15 protein-coding genes are annotated in these 17,593 nt (G+C 72.9%); 9 read left to right on the plus strand and 6 right to left on the minus strand.

Annotation, left to right across the window (positions count from 1 at the left end; genetic code table 11):
• Positions 1–13 precede the first annotated feature (13 nt).
• Positions 14–1,006: a stage II sporulation protein M gene (locus tag RE421_RS07205; RefSeq protein WP_309817172.1), complete on the plus strand. Its 993-nt coding sequence runs from the start codon at positions 14–16 to the stop codon at positions 1,004–1,006.
• A gap of 104 nt (positions 1,007–1,110) precedes the next feature.
• Entirely contained in the window at positions 1,111–2,568 is a 1,458-nt protein-coding gene (locus RE421_RS07210) for a TIGR01906 family membrane protein (protein WP_309816541.1), read from the plus strand.
• A 38-nt stretch (positions 2,569–2,606) separates the two neighbouring features.
• Here the strand turns inward: RE421_RS07210 and RE421_RS07215 are convergent, their stop codons facing one another.
• Both RE421_RS07215 and RE421_RS07220 read right to left on the minus strand, forming a co-directional pair.
• Positions 2,607–4,421 (minus strand): AMP-dependent synthetase/ligase, encoded by a 1,815-nt coding sequence (locus RE421_RS07215; protein ID WP_309817175.1) that lies wholly within the window; start codon positions 4,419–4,421, stop codon positions 2,607–2,609.
• Positions 4,422–4,453: 32 nt separating this feature from the next.
• On the minus strand, positions 4,454–6,100 hold the full coding sequence (locus RE421_RS07220) for a phospholipid carrier-dependent glycosyltransferase (RefSeq protein WP_309816548.1): 1,647 nt from the start codon (positions 6,098–6,100) through the stop codon (positions 4,454–4,456).
• Between the two features lie 47 nt (positions 6,101–6,147).
• On the opposite strand from RE421_RS07220, the gene RE421_RS07225 reads away from it, so the two are divergent.
• The 5 genes from RE421_RS07225 to RE421_RS07245 all read left to right on the plus strand — a co-directional run bounded on the left by RE421_RS07225 (position 6,148) and on the right by RE421_RS07245 (position 10,592).
• Positions 6,148–6,828 carry a histidine phosphatase family protein gene (locus RE421_RS07225; RefSeq protein WP_309816552.1) on the plus strand — a complete coding sequence of 227 codons (681 nt, stop codon included), beginning with the start codon at positions 6,148–6,150 and terminating at the stop codon, positions 6,826–6,828.
• A gap of 250 nt (positions 6,829–7,078) precedes the next feature.
• Complete coding sequence (gene rsmI, locus RE421_RS07230; protein WP_309816555.1) at positions 7,079–7,933, plus strand: 16S rRNA (cytidine(1402)-2'-O)-methyltransferase; 855 nt, start codon at positions 7,079–7,081, stop codon at positions 7,931–7,933.
• 54 nt (positions 7,934–7,987) lie between these two features.
• On the plus strand, positions 7,988–8,359 hold the full coding sequence (locus RE421_RS07235; protein ID WP_309816559.1) for a VOC family protein: 372 nt from the start codon (positions 7,988–7,990) through the stop codon (positions 8,357–8,359).
• 12 nt (positions 8,360–8,371) lie between these two features.
• On the plus strand, positions 8,372–8,962 hold the full coding sequence (locus tag RE421_RS07240; protein ID WP_309816563.1) for a carboxymuconolactone decarboxylase family protein: 591 nt from the start codon (positions 8,372–8,374) through the stop codon (positions 8,960–8,962).
• 136 nt (positions 8,963–9,098) lie between these two features.
• Positions 9,099–10,592 carry an NAD-dependent succinate-semialdehyde dehydrogenase gene (locus tag RE421_RS07245; RefSeq protein ID WP_309816565.1) on the plus strand — a complete coding sequence of 498 codons (1,494 nt, stop codon included), beginning with the start codon at positions 9,099–9,101 and terminating at the stop codon, positions 10,590–10,592.
• Between the two features lie 217 nt (positions 10,593–10,809).
• Here the strand turns inward: RE421_RS07245 and RE421_RS07250 are convergent, their stop codons facing one another.
• The 3 genes from RE421_RS07250 to RE421_RS07260 are packed head-to-tail and all read right to left on the minus strand — an operon-like array spanning position 10,810 to position 15,377.
• On the minus strand, positions 10,810–13,167 hold the full coding sequence (locus RE421_RS07250; protein WP_309816569.1) for a transglutaminaseTgpA domain-containing protein: 2,358 nt from the start codon (positions 13,165–13,167) through the stop codon (positions 10,810–10,812).
• Positions 13,164–14,366, minus strand: a complete 1,203-nt coding sequence (locus RE421_RS07255; RefSeq protein WP_309816572.1) for a DUF58 domain-containing protein — start codon at positions 14,364–14,366, stop codon at positions 13,164–13,166. The genes RE421_RS07250 and RE421_RS07255 overlap by 4 nt, the downstream gene beginning before the upstream one ends.
• Positions 14,367–14,372: 6 nt before the next feature.
• Positions 14,373–15,377 carry a MoxR family ATPase gene (locus RE421_RS07260; protein ID WP_309816575.1) on the minus strand — a complete coding sequence of 335 codons (1,005 nt, stop codon included), beginning with the start codon at positions 15,375–15,377 and terminating at the stop codon, positions 14,373–14,375.
• 225 nt (positions 15,378–15,602) lie between these two features.
• Here RE421_RS07260 and RE421_RS07265 point away from each other — a divergent pair, with 225 nt between their 5' ends.
• Positions 15,603–16,229: a 50S ribosomal protein L25/general stress protein Ctc gene (locus RE421_RS07265; RefSeq protein WP_309816580.1), complete on the plus strand. Its 627-nt coding sequence runs from the start codon at positions 15,603–15,605 to the stop codon at positions 16,227–16,229.
• Between the two features lie 8 nt (positions 16,230–16,237).
• Positions 16,238–16,831: an aminoacyl-tRNA hydrolase gene (gene pth, locus RE421_RS07270; protein ID WP_309816586.1), complete on the plus strand. Its 594-nt coding sequence runs from the start codon at positions 16,238–16,240 to the stop codon at positions 16,829–16,831.
• A 13-nt stretch (positions 16,832–16,844) separates the two neighbouring features.
• Here pth and RE421_RS07275 read toward each other — a convergent pair whose 3' ends face one another.
• Positions 16,845–17,462, minus strand: coding sequence for a hypothetical protein (locus RE421_RS07275; protein ID WP_309816590.1), 618 nt, complete (start codon positions 17,460–17,462; stop codon positions 16,845–16,847).
• Positions 17,463–17,593 lie beyond the last annotated feature (131 nt).

Genomic DNA, 17,593 nt, shown 5'->3' on the forward strand with positions numbered 1-17,593 from the left:
TAGCCTGAATCCCGTGGACCTGGACGCCTACACCTCCGTGCACCGCCCCACCTGGGAGCGGCTGGATGCCCTAGCGCGCACGCGCCGGCTGGACGCCGGCCAGGCGGACGAGCTGCTGGAGCTCTACGGGCGGGCCTCCACCCACCTGTCCATGGTGCAGGCCCACGATCCGGACGGGCCCCAAGCCGCCGGCCTGTCCATGGTCCTGGCCCGGGCACGCAACCGGATCACGGGCGCCCCGTCCAGCGCGTCCGCCGGCTTCTCCCGGTTCTTCCTGGAACAGCTCCCCGCGGCGTTCTACCGGATCCGCTGGCTCACCGTGATCCTCGGGGCCGCCTTCTGCCTCGTGGCCGTCTGGTTCGGCGCCTGGGTCAACGGCGAGCCCCAGGTGCTGGCCTCGCTGGGCACCGAGGAGCAGATGCGCGAGTACGCGCAGGAGCAGTTCACCGGCTACTACTCGGAGAACCCCGCGGCGTCCTTCGCCGGCCAGGTGTGGACCAACAACGCGTGGATCGCCGCGCAGGAGGTGGCCTTCGGGATCACCGGCTACTTCGTGCCCTACGTCCTGTTCGTCAACGCCCAGGGCGTGGGGATCTCCGGCGGGGTGATGGCCGCGCACGGCGAGCTGGACACCTTCTTCCTCTACATCCTCCCGCACGGCTTCATGGAGCTGACCGCCATCTTCATCGCCGGAGCCGCGGGCCTGCGGATCTTCTGGGCCTGGGTGGCCCCCGGGCAGCGCACCCGCCTGGACTCCCTGGCCGCGGAGGGCCGCTCACTGTTCACGGTGGCCTTCGGCCTGGTGATCGTGCTCGCGGTCTCGGGCGTGGTGGAGGGCTTCGTCACCCCCTCGGACCTGCCGCACTGGCTGCGGCTCGGCCTCGGCCTGGCCGTGCTGGCCGGCTACTGGACCTACACCCTCGTGCTGGGCCGCCGGGCGGTCGCCCGGGGTGGCACGGGGGACCTGGAGGCGCACGACGCCGGCGCCCGCCAGCTGACCGCCTGAGCCCACCTCGGGTGCCCCGGGCGTGGCCACAGGGGCCCGGGCGCGGCCCGGCACTAGTCTCGGGTACAGACACGGCGAACCACGCGCGATCAGAAGGCAGGACGATGGCTGGCAAGGACTTCCCACACGACGGAGCGGACGAGCGCCTGGACGGCACCGCGGACGCGAGCCGTCGCGCCGAGGCCAGCGAGTTCGAGAGCGGGCTGGACTACGGCGCGTTCATCGACGATGACGAGCCCGATGCCGCGCCCACCCAGCCCACCCAGTCCACCGACGAGATCCCGGAACCGTCGGGTTCGCATCAGGCCACCGCCCCCGTGGGCTCGGACGCCCTGGACGGAGCTGGCGACGACACCCAGGCCACCGAGGCGATCGACCGCGCCGCACTGGACGGCGACGCCGGGACCCAGTCAACGCAGTCGATCGACCGTGCCGAGCTGGATGCCTGGGCCGCCGGCGACGCCGCCACGGCGGAGGAACGCGCGGCGGCGCAGGACCGCCCGGCAGCCCGCGCCCGGGGGGAGCGGGCCGGAACCGAGTCGGCGTCCGTCACCGCCACGGCGTCCCCGGACCAGGACACCGCCGAAGGCCCCGCGACCCTCTGGGACGCCGGCTCGAGTGAAGCGGGAGCCCGCAGCGAAGCCGGTTCCGGTGCCGCCGCGGGAGCAGGCGCCGCGGGCCAGGCGGGGGCCACCGCCGCGCGGGCCGGCTCCGGTCCGGAGGACTACCGGGGCTTCGCCACCGGCGGGCCGGCCGCTGACGCCGAGGACCGCCGTCGGGACCTGCGCGATGCCGAGGCGCGCGCCCTGGCCCGTGACGAGGCGCTGGAGGGGCCCTCGGCCGGGCCGAAGGTGATGCAGGTGCTGCTGGCGCTGTTCTTCCCGATCGTCGTGCTGATCGCCGCTGTGCGGGCCGTGGCCTCGCCGGTCTTCCTGTGGATCGAGTACCACCGCCCGGGGTTCCCGGCCGACGAGCTGGGGTTCACCACCGAGGACCGGCTGACCTACGGCTCGGCGGGGATGGACTACCTGTTCAACGCCGCCCCGGCCCGGTACCTGTCCGACCTGCAGCACCAGGGCAACCAGCTGTTCACCGAGTCCGAGGTCTCCCACATGGCGGACGTCAAGCTGGTCATGCTCATCACCCTCGCGGTGGGCGCGGTGCTGGCCCTGCTGTGCGTCGTGTTCATGGTGGCCCTGGCCCGCACCGCCAAGGGCGGCATCCGCCGGGCGCTGTTCGCCGGCTCGCTGTGGATGCTCGTGGTGCTGATCGCCGTGGCCGTGCTGGCGGTGCTGGGCTGGGAGACGTTCTTCGCCGGCTTCCACAGCCTGTTCTTCGCGGACGGCACCTGGACGTTCCAGGCCACCGACGCCCTGATCCGCCTCTACCCGAACCAGTTCTGGATGGACGCGGGGATCGGCATCGCGGGCCTGGTGCTGCTCACGCTCATCGTCACCCTGGTCTGCACCTGGCCCACCCGCCGGCGCCGGCAGGACTCGCGACTGGCCCAGGCCGACCTCATCCGCCGCCGCAACGACTGGTACGACGCCCGGGACGCCTGAGCCGGACGGATGAGCCGGACACCCGGGCAGGGGGGACGCTACCTGCGGTACAGCTCCTCGATGGCTCCGGCGAAGTCCTGGATGACGGCCTTGCGCTGCAGCTTCTGCGAGGGCGTCACGTGGCCGGACTCCTCGGTGAGCTCGGTGTCCAGGATGGTGAACTTGCGGATGGACTCGGCCTGGGAGACGGACTCGTTGGCCAGGTCCACGGCGCGCTGCACCTCGGCGCGCACCCGCTCGTCCGTGCTCGCCAGGGTCAGGGACATCTCGCCGATCCCGGCAGCGTCGGCCCACTGGGCCAGCCCGTCCGGGTCCAGGGTGACGAGCGCACCCACGAAGGGCCTGCCGTCGCCGACCACCACCACCTGGGAGACCACGCCGGCGGACCGGACGGACTCCTCGAGCGGGGTCGGGTAGACGTTCTTGCCGCCGGCGGTGACGATGATCTCCTTCTTCCGCCCGGTGACGTAGAGGAAGCCGTCCTCGTCCAGCCGGCCGATGTCACCGGTGCGGAAGAACCCGTCCTCGTCGAAGGCGGCCGCGCTCGCCTCGGGCTGGCCGTGGTAGCCGTCGAAGATGATGGTGCCGCGGATCAGGATCTCCTGGTCCTCCGCGATCCGCACGGTGGTGCCGGGCACCGGCAGGCCCACGGAGCCCACCCGGGTCATCCCCGGGATGTTCAGGGTGGCCGGCGCCGTGGTCTCGGTCAGGCCGTAGCCCTCCTGCATCCCCAGTCCCGCCCCGCGGAAGAAATGGGCCAGCTCGGGGTTCAGGGCGCTCGCCCCGGAGACGGTGTACTGCGCGGCGCCGCCGAGGATGGTGCGGATCTTCGGGTAGACGAGCCGGTCGAAGAGGGCGTGCCGGGCCTTCAGCAGCGCGCCGGGCCCGGTGCCCTCGCCGCGGGCGGCGGCGTCCTGGGCCTGGGAGTACTCGATCGCGGTGGACCGGGCCGCCGAGAAGATCTTCTCGGTGCCGCCGGAGCGCGCGGCGGCGGCAGCGCCGGCGTCGAGCTTCTCGAAGACCCGCGGGACGGCGAGCAGCCAGGTGGGGTGGAAGGAGGCGAGGTCCGCGGTCAGGGTCTTCAGGTCCGAGGCGTGAGCGATCTGGATGCCGCCGACCAGGCAGATGTACTGCACCGCGTGGGCCAGCACGTGCGCCAGCGGCAGGAACATCAGGGTGCGCTGCTCGCCGCCGCCCACGATCTCCCGGGCGAAGGGCAGGATGTTGACGGCGCCCACGGCGAAGTTGGCGTGCGTGATGCGGGCGCCCTTGGGCTTGCCGGTGGTGCCGGAGGTGTACACCAGGGAGGCGACGTCGGCCATCGAGTTCGCGGTCCGGGCCGCCTCGAGCGCCTCGTCCGTGACATCCCGGCCGGCGCGGACCAGCTCGGCCAGGCCGGCGGCGTCCAGCGGGACCACGGAGACCTCGAAGCCGCCCTGCCCGGCGGCGCGCGTCACGGCGGTGCGGTGGTTCTCGTCGGCGGTGAAGACCAGGCGTGCCCCGGAGTCGGCGAGGATGTGCTCCACCTGGGAGGGGGAGGAGGTCTCGTAGACCGGGACCGAGACGGCGCCGGCGAACCAGATGGCCTGGTCGATCACGGCCCACTCGTAGCAGGTCGGGGCCATGATGCCCACCATGGACTGCGGGGTCACCCCGAGGGCGATCAGCCCCTTGGCGGCGGCGCGCACCTGCACCAGGAAGGAGGCGTAGGACACGTCCAGCCAGCCGCCGGAGCCGTTGCGCACCGCGTACGCGGGGGACTGGGGGTGTTCCGCGGCCACGGCGAGGAACCGGTCCGTCACGTTCGTCTCGGGAGGGAGGCTGGCGACCTGGTCCGTCTGGGCTTCCTGCATCATGGGGCTCAGCCTATCCGTTGGGATCCGCCTCAGATCCAGCTGCTCATCCACATCCGGGCCCGCCACTGCTCGTAGGGGATCATCTCCCCGGTCCACACGGGCATGAAGAACGCGCTCACGGCCACGGCGAGGGCCACGAACGCGAGGACCAGCACGGTGTTGCGGCGCCGGTTGGCCGGCCGGCCGAAGCGCATCAGATAGCCCAGGCACAGCGTGATCGCCAGGATCAGGAAGGGGGTGTAGGCGATCGTGTAGAAGAAGAACATGGTCCGCTCCGGCCAGAGGAACCACACGAGCTGGCCGGCGGCGTAGACGCCCAGGATGGCCCCGGCGCGCCAGTCCCGGCGGCCCAGCCAGATCAGCACGAGGGCCAGGACGGCCAGCGTGCCGGCCCACCAGATCACGGGGTTCGCCAGGTCGGTGATGGCCGCCGAACAGGTGTCCACGGGGCAGCCGCCCGCGCCGTCGTCGTAGCCCTCGTAGTAGAACGACGTGGGCCGGCCCATGAACGGCCAGGTCCAGGGGCTGGAGGCGTAGTCGTGACCGGAGGCCAGGCCCTCGTGGAACTGGGTGGACTGCCGGTGGTAGTCGGCCAGGGAGCGCAGCGGCCCCGGCACGAGGTGCTGCCACCAGGCCTCGGGCGGATGGGTCTCGTGCCACTGGCGGTTGTAGCCGTGGCCCGTCACGAGCCAGCCGGTCCAGGTGGCCAGGTAGGTCAGCGCGCCCACGCCGACCACCGCCACGAACGCGTACAGCCCGTCATGCGTGACGCCGGCCCGAAGCCAGTTCCGCACGCCGGCAACGCGCCGGGCGTTCATGTCCCAGAGGACCGTCATCAGCCCGAGGACGGCCATGAACGCCAGCCCGGAGAGCTTCACCCCGCAGGCCGCGCCGAGCAGGAGCCCGGCCACCAGGCGCCAGGGGCGCCAGCCCAGCCAAGGTCCGTATCTCATGAGGGATGGCGGCGGCGCCCCGCCGTTCCGTGCGACCGCGGCGCCGATCCGGCGCGCGAGCTGGCGTCGCCCGTCCACGCGGTCCAGCAGTAGGGCCCCGAAGGCGGCCAGGACGAAGAACGAGAGGAAGATGTCCAGCAGGCCGGTGCGGGACATCACCAGGTGGTGGCCCTCCACCGCCAGCAGCAGGCCGGCGATACCGCCCAGGAACACCGAGCGGAACAGCCGCTGGGCGATCAGGGCAGTCAGCAGCACGGACAGGGTGCCGGCCACCGCCGCGGAGAAGCGCCAGCCCGTGCCGTGGTCGGCGCCGAACACGGCCATGCCGAGGGCGATCAGCCACTTGCCCAGCGGCGGGTGCACCACGTACTCGGCCGTGTCCTGCGGCTGGGGGTCGCCCGCCACGAACTGTTCGTTGTGGTCCTCCGGCCAGTTCATCTCCACGCCGGACTGCAGCAGGGTGAAGGCGTCCTTGACGTAGTACGTCTCGTCGAAGATCAGCTGGTGCGGGTGGTCCAGGTGCAGGAACCGGAGCAGCCCGGCCAGCACCGTGACGGCCAGGGGCACGATCCAGCCCCAGTGCCCCGGGTGGAAGCGCTCACCGAGCAGGCGCAGCCGCAGGGCGGTGTCCGTGGAGGCATCGGCGGGGGCGCTCAGCCACCGGGTCGAGCGGGCCGGGGGCGCCGGCTGCACCGTGGGCACTGTGGAGGTGGACTGGAGCACCTTGCCATCGTACGTGGCACCCGTGGCCGGGCAGGGATACTGGGATCATGCGCCTGCTGTTGGTCCGCCACGGACAGACCCCCTCCAACGTCGGCCGGCACCTCGACACCGCCGAGCCGGGCCCCGGGTTGACCGAGCTGGGCCGGGAGCAGGCCCTGGCCCTGCCGGACACGCTCGGCGCCCAGGGCATCGAGGCGATCTACGCGTCCACCCTGGTGCGCACGCAGCAGACGGCCGCTCCGCTGGCCCGCTCCCTGGGCCATGAGGTGAGGATCCGCCGCGACCTGCGGGAGGTCCCCGCCGGATCGCTGGAGATGGCGAACGACGAGGAGTCCATCCAGACCTACCTGTCGATCGTGCTCGGCTGGGCCGGAGACGCCCCCGAGCGTCGCATGCCCGGCACCGAGCGGGACGGGCACTCGGTGCTCGGTGCCTTCGACGAGGTGGTCGAGGAGGTGGCCGAGACGGGGGTCGGGGTCGCGGCCCTCTTCAGCCACGGGGCGGTGATCCGTGCCTGGGCCGCCTCGCGCTCTGAGAACATCACGGCCGACTTCGCCGCTCGCCACCCGGTCTCGAACACCGGCGCCGTGGTGGTGACCGGCGAGCCGGGGCGGTGGTGGGCCGAGCAGTGGCAGGAACAGGCCCTCGGCGGCCCGGCCCTCGAGGACGAGGCCGCGGACGGTGCGGCGGCGGAACCGGTGGACCCGGAGGCGGTGCCCGGGGACTAGTTGCAGCATCTGCAACCAGTCGCGACCAGGGATCCATGACGGGGGCCCACTCCTGATTGTCGGGACGCCCAGCGCCGGGTAGTGACGGGTGACGCGTGCCCGGGCCGTCATCCGATTCCGCGCACTTCGATGGAGCCCGAGGCGTCGGGGTGCGCGTTGTCGGATGACAGCTGGAATGGCGGCTGGAATGGCGGCTGGGATGTCTGCTGGGATGACGGCTGGACCGGCCAGCTGTGCTTGACTCGTCCTCATGAGCGAAGATGCGGGCCCCGGCGGGCAGATCGTGCTGGCGGCCACCCCGATCGGCAATCTCGCCGACGCCTCGCAACGACTCAGGGACCTGCTGGCCACGGCGGACATCGTCGCCGCCGAGGACACTCGGCGCGCCCGCCATCTTGCCCAGGGCCTCGGCGTGCGGATCACGGGAAAGGTGGTCAGCCACCACGAGCACAACGAGCGGGAGTCCACCACCGAGCTGCTGGCCGCGGCCCGGGACGGCGCCGTCGTCGCCGTGGTGACCGATGCCGGGATGCCGCTGGTCTCGGACCCCGGCTACCGGCTCGTCTCCACTGCCGCGGCGGAGGGCGTGGACGTGACCTGCGCGCCCGGGCCGAGCGCCGTCACCACCGCGCTCGCGCTGTCCGGGCTGCCCACGGACCGTTTCGCCTTCGAGGGCTTCCTGCCGCGCAAGGAGGGGGAGCGGGCCCGGCTGCTGGGTGAGCTGGCCCGGGACGCGCGCACGCTGGTCTTCTTCGAGTCGCCTCGCCGGCTGGAGGCCTCCCTGGCCTCGCTGCGGGACGCCTTCGGTGCCGACCGCCCCGCCTGCGTGGCCCGCGAGCTGACCAAGCTGCACGAGGAGGTCGTGCGGGACGGCCTCGGGAACCTGGTTCAGTGGGCCGGATCGAAGGAGATCAAGGGCGAGATCGTCATCGTCACCGGCGGAGCCACCGCCGCGCCGGACACGGACACGGCCGGCCAGGTGGCCGACGTCGAGGTCCTGGTGGCCTCCGGCACCCGGCTGAAGGAGGCGGTCAACATCGTGGCCGGCGCCCGCCGGGTGCCCAAGCGCGAGCTCTATGAGGCGGTGCTGGCCTCCCGGCAGTGAAACCCGCGAACGAGGCCTCGGAATCAGGGCCGGCGTCGGCGTACCGTGGCGCGCATGAGCATCGCGCGCTATCCCAGCTTCGTCATCGACTGCCCCGATCCGCAGGCCCTCGCACGGTTCTACGGCGAGATCCTCGACTGGGAGGTGCAGGACCCCACGGGTGAGCAGGACGAGTGGGTCGACCTGCAGCCCGCCGATGGCACCAACGGCATCTCCTTCCAGCGGGTCGTGGACTACCGTGCTCCGGACTGGCCGGGGCAGGACCGCCCGCAGCAGATGCACCTGGATGTCCAGGTGCAGGACCTGGACGTGGGGGAGCGGGCCGTCCTCGAGCTGGGCGCGACCAAGACGGACGAGCAGCCGGGCGAGGGCTTCAGGGTCTTCCTGGACCCCGCCGGACACCCGTTCTGCCTGTGCCGGTCGTGAGGTGACGGTCCGGTGTTCATTCCCGTTGTCCCAGAGTCCGAGGCCACCGGGGTTCTCGCCGACTTCTACCGGAGGCACCGCGGATCCTGGGGCTTCCTGCCGGATTATGCGCAGGCCTTCTCCACCCATCCCGAGGTGGCCGCGGCGTGGGACCAGTTGAACCTGGCCGTGCGGGACGGCCTGGAACGGCGCCTCTACGAGATAGCGACCATCGCCGCTGCCAGGGCGCTTCGATCGAGCTACTGCACGGCGGCCCACACGAAGTTCCTGCGCGATGTCTGCGGGGACGCCCAAGCCGCCCGGGACATCACCGAGCAGCCCGACGGAAGCCGGCTGAGTGACCGCGACCGCGAGGCCTACGAGTTCGCTGGCCGGATCGCCACGGATGCGGCCGCGGTGGAACAGCGGGACATCGACCGGTTGCACGAGGCGGGCTTGAACGACGGCGAGATCGCGGGCATCGTCTTCACCGCCGCCTCGCGTTCGTTCTTCACCCGCGTCCTCGATGGGCTGGGCGCGAGGCTGGACGCGGAGACGGCGGGGCAGTTCTCGGCCGAGGAACTGGCATCGATCGTGGTCGGCCGGGGTGTGGCGGAAGACTGAGGCCCGGGCAGACGCAAAGAGACCCGCATCCGCTGCGGACGGTCCCGGCCACTAGGCTGGAGCGGATGGCACCGGCCCGGGCGTGGAACGCCCACACGGGTGCCGACCGATCCGACCGACCGGAAAGAGGCATTCCATGATCGCAACCACTGTCACCGCCGAACGCGAGCAGGAACTGCTGCAGTCCGTCCCCACCGGACTGCTGATCAACGGGGAGTGGCGAGACGCCTCCTCCGGCAAGACCCTGGATGTCCACGACCCGGCCACCGGCAAGGTCCTGCTGTCCATCCAGGACGGCAACTCGGACGACGCGATGGCGGCCCTGGACGCCGCAGCCGCCGTGCAGGGGCAGTGGGCGCTGACCGCCCCGCGCGAGCGCGCCGAGATCCTGCGCCGTGGCTTCGACCTCGTGATGGAGCGGGCCGAGGACTTCGCCCTGCTGATGACCCTGGAGATGGGCAAGCCGCTGGCCGAGGCCCGCGGTGAGGTCACCTACGGCGCCGAGTTCCTGCGCTGGTTCTCCGAGGAGACGGTGCGCCACTACGGCCGCTACTTCACCTCGCCCGAGGGCAAGAACAAGATGATCGTCACGCACAAGCCCGTGGGCCCCTCGCTGCTGATCACCCCGTGGAACTTCCCGCTGGCCATGGCCACCCGCAAGGTCGCCCCCGCCATCGCGGCCGGCTGCACCATGGTGCTCAAGCCCGCCAAGCTCACCCCACTGACCTCCATGCTGTTCGCCCAGGTCATGCAGGAGGCGGGCCTGCCCGCGGGCGTGCTGAACGTCGTCGCCGGCTCCTCCGCCTCGGCCATCTCCGGTCCGCTGATGAAGGACTCCCGCCTGCGCAAGGTCTCCTTCACCGGCTCCACCCCGGTGGGCGTGCGCCTGATGCAGGACGCGGCCGAGAACGTGCTGCGCACCTCCATGGAGCTCGGCGGCAACGCCCCGTTCCTGGTCTTCGAGGACGCGGACCTGGACGCCGCCGTCGAGGGCGCCATGGCCGCCAAGATGCGCAACATGGGCGAGGCCTGCACCGCCGCCAACCGCTTCCTGGTCCACCAGGACGTGGCCGAGCAGTTCAAGGCCAAGTTCGCGGCCGCCCTGAACGAGCTGAACCCGGCCCGCGGCACCGAGGCCGACTCCACCGTCGGCCCGATCATCGACGGCGGGGCCCGCGACGACATCCACCAGTTGGTCCAGGACTCCGTGGCCGCCGGCGGCGAGGTCGTGACCGGCGGCAAGCCGAAGGACGGGGACGGCTACTTCTACATCCCGACCCTGCTCTCCGTGGGCAGCGACAACCCGATCCTCTCCCAGGAGATCTTCGGACCGGTGGCCCCGGTGACCACCTTCGCCTCCGAGGAGGAGGCGATCGAGCTGGCCAACGCCTCCCAGTACGGCCTGGCGTCCTACATCTACACGAAGGACGTCAACAAGATGTTCCGCGTCTCGGAGCAGATCGAGTTCGGCCTGGTCGGCTTCAATGCGGGCGTCATCTCCAACGCCTCGGCCCCGTTCGGCGGCGTCAAGCAGTCCGGCCTTGGCCGCGAGGGCGGCGCCGAGGGCATCGAGGAGTACACCACGGTGCAGTACATCGGCATCGCGAACCCCTACGCCGCCAAGAAGTAGTCGCCGCACCCGGGCATCCCGCCCACAGCGCAGGGCCGGTTGCCTCCCCACGGAGGTGGCCGGGCCTTTCGCCGTGATGACCCGTGAACCGCCGTCATCGGGTGGACATCTCGTCACGGGACAGGATGACGAGATGTCCGGCAGATGACGAGGCGGGTGCGGGTGGTGGCGGCGGTCAGCGGGCACGGTGGCGGCACAGAGCGGCCGGGGCCAGCACTCAGCGGCGCAGGTGCACCGGCACCAAAGACCGCGGGAACCACCGGGCACGACGCCGGACGGCCGGCTCCGCGGCAGCCTCCAGTTCCGCGATGGTCGCCCGGACGGAGTCGGCCAGCGCCGGCTCGGCGCTCATCCCCAGTTCGGCGGACTCAGCCGGCCCCGTGCCCTCGGGCGCGTAGCGGATCCAGACGATGGCCTCCGCCACGGCGGGATCCGCCCCGAGGCGGGCGGCGAAGACCTGCTCCGACTCGTGCGGTGCGCGGCCGGGCCCCAGGTCCACGGCGGTGTCCTCCAGCTCGGCCCAGAGCTCCGGCACGGACCCGGACTCCAGCCGCCGGGCCCGCCGCCGGCTCCGCAGCCAGGCCGGGAGCGCCGCCACCAGCGCCACCAGGAGCAGCACCCCGGCCACCGTGAGCACGGTGGCGAGCGGCACCTGCGGGGCACCCGGGGCGCCGGATCCGTCGGTGGTGCCCGGGCCGGCGTCGTTGCCGGGGGTCTGCTCGCCCGCCGCGGCGGACGGTGACGGTGCGGTGTCCTCACCCACGGTGGGATCGGCCGAGGGGGTGGGGTCCGCGGCGGGGGACTGCTGGGCGTAGCCGGGGGTGCGGCCCACGGTCTGGGTGGGCTCGAAGGGGATCCAGCCGACCTGGTCGATGTACAGCTCCGGCCAGGCATGGGCGCGGTCCGCGGTCACGCGGTGCTCCCCGCCCGTGGCGGCCACCGGGGCGTAGCCCACCACCACGCGCGCCGGGATGTCCACGGACTGGGCCATCATCGCCATGGCGGAGGCGAAGTGGATGCAGTACCCGGCGCCGGCGGCCAGGAACTGCTCCGTCATCTCCAGCCCGGAACCGTCATAGCCCTGCTCCGAGGGCGCCGTCTCCGAGTACGTGAAGTCCTCGGAGAGCAGGTGGTCCTGGATCGCGACCGCCCGCTCCACGGGGTTGTCCGTGCCCGCGGTGACCTCCTCGGCGAGCTCCTGCACGGCGGAGCCCTCCAGCTCCGCGGTTCCGCCCCAGCGGTTGTAGACGCCCTGCGGCGCCACGGATCCGGCCCGGCCGGCGAGCTGCTCGAACGAGAGCCCCAGGGGCAGCACCAGGGTGTCGAAGGTGAGGTCCACGGGGGTGGTCGTCTCGCGGAAGGCGCTCGAGGTGGTCGGGTCCACCTGCCAGCCCCAGTCGCCGACGACGGGCTCCACGGCGGCGGTCTGGTCCGGGACCGGTGCCCAGTTCCCGGCCCACCCGTCCAGGGTCATGGACACCAGCTGCCCGTCCGGCGGGAGGCCCTCGGCCAGCGCGCCGGCGTTCTCGGCCAGGTGCGCGGCGGCGGGGTTGAAGCCGGTCGTGGTGGGGTCCCCGGCGTACTGCGGCGGGGTCGCGTCCCAGGGGGAGGCCATCACGTCATCCACCACGGCGGTGCGCAGGTAGAGGCCCTGGCCGTCCTCGGTCCGGTAGCTGATGCCCGCATAGCCGCTCCCGCTGCGCAGCTGCTGGCCCAGGTCCGCCGCGGGATTCACGGGTCCGGTGCCCTGCCCCAGGGTGAGGCGCTGGCCCTCCGGCGCGGCACCCGCGGTCAGCAGGGGCAGCCCCGTCTGCGCGGCGGCCAGGGTCAGGAGCCCGACGGCGGCCGCGGCCACCGTGCCCCAGCCCGCCGCCCAGCCCGCCCGCCGCCGGGGCACTCCGCGCGCCCCGGCGGGGCCGCCGTCGATTCTGGTGCGGAGGCCGGGGCCGGGGCTCGTGGCGGCGCTGGTCCCGGGATCGGCCGCGAGCAGGGCCAGCCAGGCCGCGGCGGCCACCGCGAGGGCGGGCCAGGGCGTGGTGCCCGTGGTGAGGGCGGCTGCCCCGCCGATCAGGACCAGGGGAGGCAGCCCGGCGAGGGCGGGGGAGCGCAGCCCGGTGGCGATGGCGTCCGTGACCAGGGCGGTCAGGGCCAGCACCGCCCCGAGGCTGGCGAGCAGCGCATCCGTGGAGGCGACCGGGATGACGTCCGTCCAGATGGTCTGGCGCAGGTCCTCGGAGGAGGTGGCGATCGCCTCCACCGTGGCCGGCTGTGGCACGAGCCCGGCCATCATGGTCTCCGGCCACCACTGCCGGCACCAGATCCACCCCGCGGCCAGCAGCCCCGCCGCGAGGGGGCGCAGCATCCGCGTGCCCAGGCTGCGCACCACCGCCGCCACGGCGAGCCCCCAGAGGGCGGGCCACGCCGCCGGGACGAGCCAGCCGGCCACGGGCGCCCGGAACGCGGCGTCCAGGGAGACGGCGGCGGCCAGGACCAGCAGCGCCACGAGCAGCGCCGGCAGCCAGACCGTCCCGAGCCGGGTACGGGCTCCCGGGGTCGGAGCCGGTGCCGGGCTCACCGGGCCGGCTCCGAGACGAGCCAGCCGCCGGACTCCAGCCGCCGCGCGACGTCCTGAGGGCCGGGCATCCCGAACAGCACGGCCACGCGCTGCAGGTGGTGCGGCACCGTGGCCAGCACCGGCAGGTCGCGGCCCGCCGAGTCGCCCAGCAGCACGACGACGGCCGCCGCCTCGGCCGGCAAGGCCGCCGGCCACGTGGCCTCCCGCGGGGACGCGCCGAGCACGGCCGAGGCCAGCTGGGGATCCAGCGGGTGGCCGTCCTGGTCCATCAGCAGCACCTGGTGGCCGGCGTCCTGCAGCCGCAGGGACAGCGCCGCGGCGGCCTGAACGGCCCGCTCGAACCCCGGGGAGGTGTGCCACGAGTGCCCGGCGCCGCCGTCCACCTCGTGCCGGCCGGAGGAGAAGGAATCGGCCCGGCAGTCCAGGACCACCACGGCCCAGGGATCATGGGCCCATTCCTCCTGGCGCACCATGAGCCGTCCGGTCCGGGCGGTGGCACCCCAGTGCACGCGGGTCAGGGCGTCCCCGTCCCGGTGTTCCCGGACCAGCAGGTCATCCGGGGCGGCCCGGCTGCCCAGCAGGTCGGCGGCGTCGTGCTCGCCCACCCCGGCCCGCAGCACCCGGTCGAGCTCCTCGTCCTCCAGGGGCACGGGCAGCACCTGGAGCCGGGAGGTCCCCGCCACCTGCGCGCGCGCCGACCACAGGCCGAAGGGTCCGTGCAGCCGGGCCAGGGCCGGCCCGAGGAGGTAGGCCCCGCGCGTCGGGGCCTGCCACCGGTATCCGGGGTCGGACGCGGATCCCGCCTCGGACGCCACCCCGGACGCCACCCCGGACCCCGTCCCGGCACCCGCCCCGGAGGCCGTCACGGGGCCGCGGCCGGGCACGGCGTCCACGAGACCGGGCACGTCCGGAGGGCCGAAGGTGACGAGCACGGAACCGCCCTGCGGCACCGCACCGGGGATGACGGAGCGCCGCACCCGGACGCGGCGGGCCAGCACGGTCCGCGCGAGGAGCACCACGGCGGAGGCCCCCACCACCACGGTCAGGAACAGCCCGAGGGCGATCGCCTCGCGCCGGCCCAGCGTCAGGCCGGCCAGCACCAGCACGGCGGCGGCCACCAGCAGGGCGAGGCCGCGGGCCGTGGGGCGGGGGCCGGCGGGACCGGCGGGGCTCCGGCCCCGGCCGTCACGGGCAGCCACGGGCCATCACGGTCCGGCGGGAACGGGGACCGAGTGCAGGATCCGCTCCGTGGCGGCATCCGCCTGGGCGGCCTCGTCCGTGGACCGGCGGCGCAGCATCAGCCGGTGCGGGAAGACCACGGGCACCACGGTCGCCACGTCCTGCGGGGTGACGAAGGCCCGTCCGCTGATCGCCGCCTCGGCCTTGGCCGCCCGCAGCAGCTGCAGCAGCGAGCGGGGGCTCGCGCCGACCAGGACCTCCGGGTGCTCGCGGCTGGCGCGGCCGAGGTCCACCACGTAGCGGGCCACCGGTTCGGAGACGTGGACGCGGCCCACGGCCTCGATCATCCGCAGCACCTCCTCGGTGGTCGCCACCTGCTGCAGCCGGTTCACGGGGGCGGAGGAGGGCAGGGGGTCCTGATGCGTGCGGAGCATCTGCAGCTCGGCGTCGGCATCCGGATAGCCCATGGTGATGCGGGCCATGAACCGGTCCCGCTGGGCCTCCGGCAGGGGGTAGGTGCCATCGGACTCCACCGGGTTCTGGGTGGCCACCACCATGAACGGCTCGTCCAGCCGGTGGGTGGTCCCGTCCACGGTGACCTGGTGTTCCTCCATGCACTCGAGCAGGGCGGACTGCGTCTTGGCCGAGGCGCGGTTGATCTCGTCCCCGATGACCACGTTCGCGAACACGGCGCCCGGGCGGAACTCGAAGGTGTGGCGGTCCTGGTTGAACACGGAGACCCCGGTGACGTCGCCGGGCAGCAGGTCCGGGGTGAACTGGATGCGCTTGACCGTGCCGCCCACGGTCCGGGCCAGGGCCCGGGCCAGCAACGTCTTGCCCACGCCGGGCACATCCTCCACCAGCAGGTGCCCGCCCGCGAGCAGGACAAGCAGGGCGGTGCGGACGGCTCCGTGCTTGCCGTCCACCACGGAGTCCATCGCGGCCAGCATGGCCCCGGCCGTGGCGGTGAGCCGCTCGCCTCCGGGGGCCCACGCGGTGTCCTGCTCCTGCTGCGTGACTGACGCGTCCACGGATCCTCCTGCGCTGGTGCGGGCCCCCTCGAATCCTCAGCCTACTGGTAGGATGGTCCGCGTTGCCCAGGCGAGGGAGCGTTCCGCTCCGTGATCGACGAGGCCGCCGTCCGGGATCCAGGCAGTCCATGCCGGGTCCGCGGCATGGCGATTTCTATGCGTTTCATCCCTGGAAAGCCCGCCGCCACCACCGTGGCCGCGGAAGAGGAGTACAGGAGGAACAACATGAGTGACCAGATCAAGATCCAGGTCGAGTTGCGCGAGGACTTCGGCAAGGGCGCGTCCCGCCAGGCCCGCCGCGCCGGCAAGATCCCCGCGGTGGTCTACGGCCACGGCGGCGATCCCGTGCACCTGCTGCTGCCGACCCAGGAGACCACCCTGGCCGTCCGCAACCCCAACGCCCTGCTGACCCTGGTCCGCGAGGGCCAGGAGCACATGGTGCTGCCGAAGGACATCCAGCGCAACTTCATCTCGCAGACCGTGGCCCACATCGACTTCATCGTGGTCCAGAAGGGCGAGAAGGTCGTGGTGGACGTGTGGGTCCACGTGGACGGCGAGGCCGCTCCGGGCACCACCTTCAACCTCGAGGAGGCCTCCGTGCCGGTGCTGGCCGATGCCACTGCCCTGCCCGAGAGCGTCACCATCGAGATCGAGGGCCGCCAGGCCGGTGAGCACATCTACGCCAAGGACGTGAAGCTGCCTGCCGGTTCCACCCTGGAGCTCGAGGACGACTACGTCATCGCCACCATCTCCGAGACCGTGGAGCAGGACCTCGGCGAGACCGAGGAGACCGAGGAGCCCGCCGTGGTGGGCGCCAAGGGTGGGGCTGCCGCGGAAGACTCCGAGGGCTGATCCTCCCCGTGGCATCGCAGGATACGTGGCTCGTGGTCGGGCTCGGCAACCCCGGGTCCGACTATGCCCGTACCCGCCACAACATCGGCCAGATGGTCATCGACGAACTGGCCGGCCGCTTCGGCACCGGTCTGTCCGCGCACAAGGCGGGCGCCGCCGTCGGGACCGCCCATGTCCGTCCCGGCGGGCCGAAGCTGCTGCTGGCCAAGCCGGCCAGCTACATGAACGTGTCAGGGCGCCCGGTGGGCGCCCTGGCGCGATTCTTCTCCGTGGATCCGGCGCACCTGATCGTCATCCACGATGAGCTCGACATCCCCTTCGACGCCCTGAAGCTCAAGGTCGGCGGCTCCGAGGGTGGTCACAACGGGCTGAAGTCCATCTCCCAGGTGCTCGGCACCAAGGACTATCAGCGCGTGCGCGTGGGCATCGGCCGGCCGCCGGGGCGCCAGCCCGCCGCCGATTACGTGCTCAAGCCCTTCTCCGCCGCCGAGCGTGAGCTGCTGCCCCTGCACCTGGACCGCGCCGCCGACGCCGTGGAAGCCCTCGCCGAGGGCACCCTGGAGCACGCCCAGCAACGGTTCCACCCCGCGCCGGCGCGCTGAGCCGACCCGGGCGTCAGCGGGCGAGGCCGGCCAGGAGCTGCGCCATGTGCCCGACCGCCGGCTCCAGCACCTCGGCCATGGCCGGGTAGGCCGCATCCTCGCGGCCGTAGGGATCCGGCAGGTCGATCGAGTCCAGCGAGCCGCGGATCGCCGGGCGGTGCCGGGCCAGGTGGCGCGCCAGGGACCGGACCCGCTCGGGCAGGGATTCGGAGGATCCAGTGCCCGACGACGGTCCGCCCCAGGCCGGCAGGGTCCCGTTCTGCAGTGCCTCGGCGGCCGCACCGAACTCGGTCATGGTGAAGGTCCGGTTCAGCGCGCCCGGGGTGTCCCGCAGGATGCGGGCGATGTGCTCCTCGGTGGCCGCGAGGATCAGGTCCGCCCGCTGCACCGTACGCGCGTTGAGCGCCGTGGGGGAGTGGGTGCCCAGCGTCTGCAGCCCCGCGGCACCCTGCAGCCCGTGGATCTGCTGGGGGACCGTGAGGCGGGGGTTGACCTGCGTGCCGGCCGAGACGACCAGGTAGCGGCCGGGGGCTTCCTGCTCCAGGCGTTGGGCCAGCAGGTGGTGCCCGTAGGCGGAGCGGCAGATGTTGCCCGTGCACACGAAGAGCACCGTGGCTTGCTGGTCGGTCATTCTGAGGAGGGCCTTTCGCAGGGGGAGGGGCGCCGTGGAGGGTCGGGCTCCGACTGTCCATGGTACTGAATGCCGCCAGCGGGGCAGGTGCGACCGAAGGCATCCCCGTCGGGGCCCCTTCCGCGGACACC

This window comes from Citricoccus sp. I39-566 (assembly GCF_031432995.1).
Lineage (GTDB): Bacteria > Actinomycetota > Actinomycetes > Actinomycetales > Micrococcaceae > Citricoccus > Citricoccus nitrophenolicus_A.

Excerpts from the sequence above, each read along its gene's own strand:
- RE421_RS07210 (WP_309816541.1), top strand. The coding sequence starts at position 1,111 with ATGGCTGGCAAGGACTTCCCACACGACGGAGCGGACGAGCGCCTGGAC.
- RE421_RS07215 (WP_309817175.1), bottom strand. The coding sequence starts at position 4,421 with ATGCAGGAAGCCCAGACGGACCAGGTCGCCAGCCTCCCTCCCGAGACG.
- RE421_RS07225 (WP_309816552.1), top strand. The coding sequence starts at position 6,148 with ATGCGCCTGCTGTTGGTCCGCCACGGACAGACCCCCTCCAACGTCGGC.
- rsmI (WP_309816555.1), top strand. The coding sequence starts at position 7,079 with ATGAGCGAAGATGCGGGCCCCGGCGGGCAGATCGTGCTGGCGGCCACC.
- RE421_RS07235 (WP_309816559.1), top strand. The coding sequence starts at position 7,988 with ATGAGCATCGCGCGCTATCCCAGCTTCGTCATCGACTGCCCCGATCCG.
- RE421_RS07245 (WP_309816565.1), top strand. The coding sequence starts at position 9,099 with ATGATCGCAACCACTGTCACCGCCGAACGCGAGCAGGAACTGCTGCAG.
- RE421_RS07265 (WP_309816580.1), top strand. The coding sequence starts at position 15,603 with ATGAGTGACCAGATCAAGATCCAGGTCGAGTTGCGCGAGGACTTCGGC.
- RE421_RS07275 (WP_309816590.1), bottom strand. The coding sequence starts at position 17,462 with ATGACCGACCAGCAAGCCACGGTGCTCTTCGTGTGCACGGGCAACATC.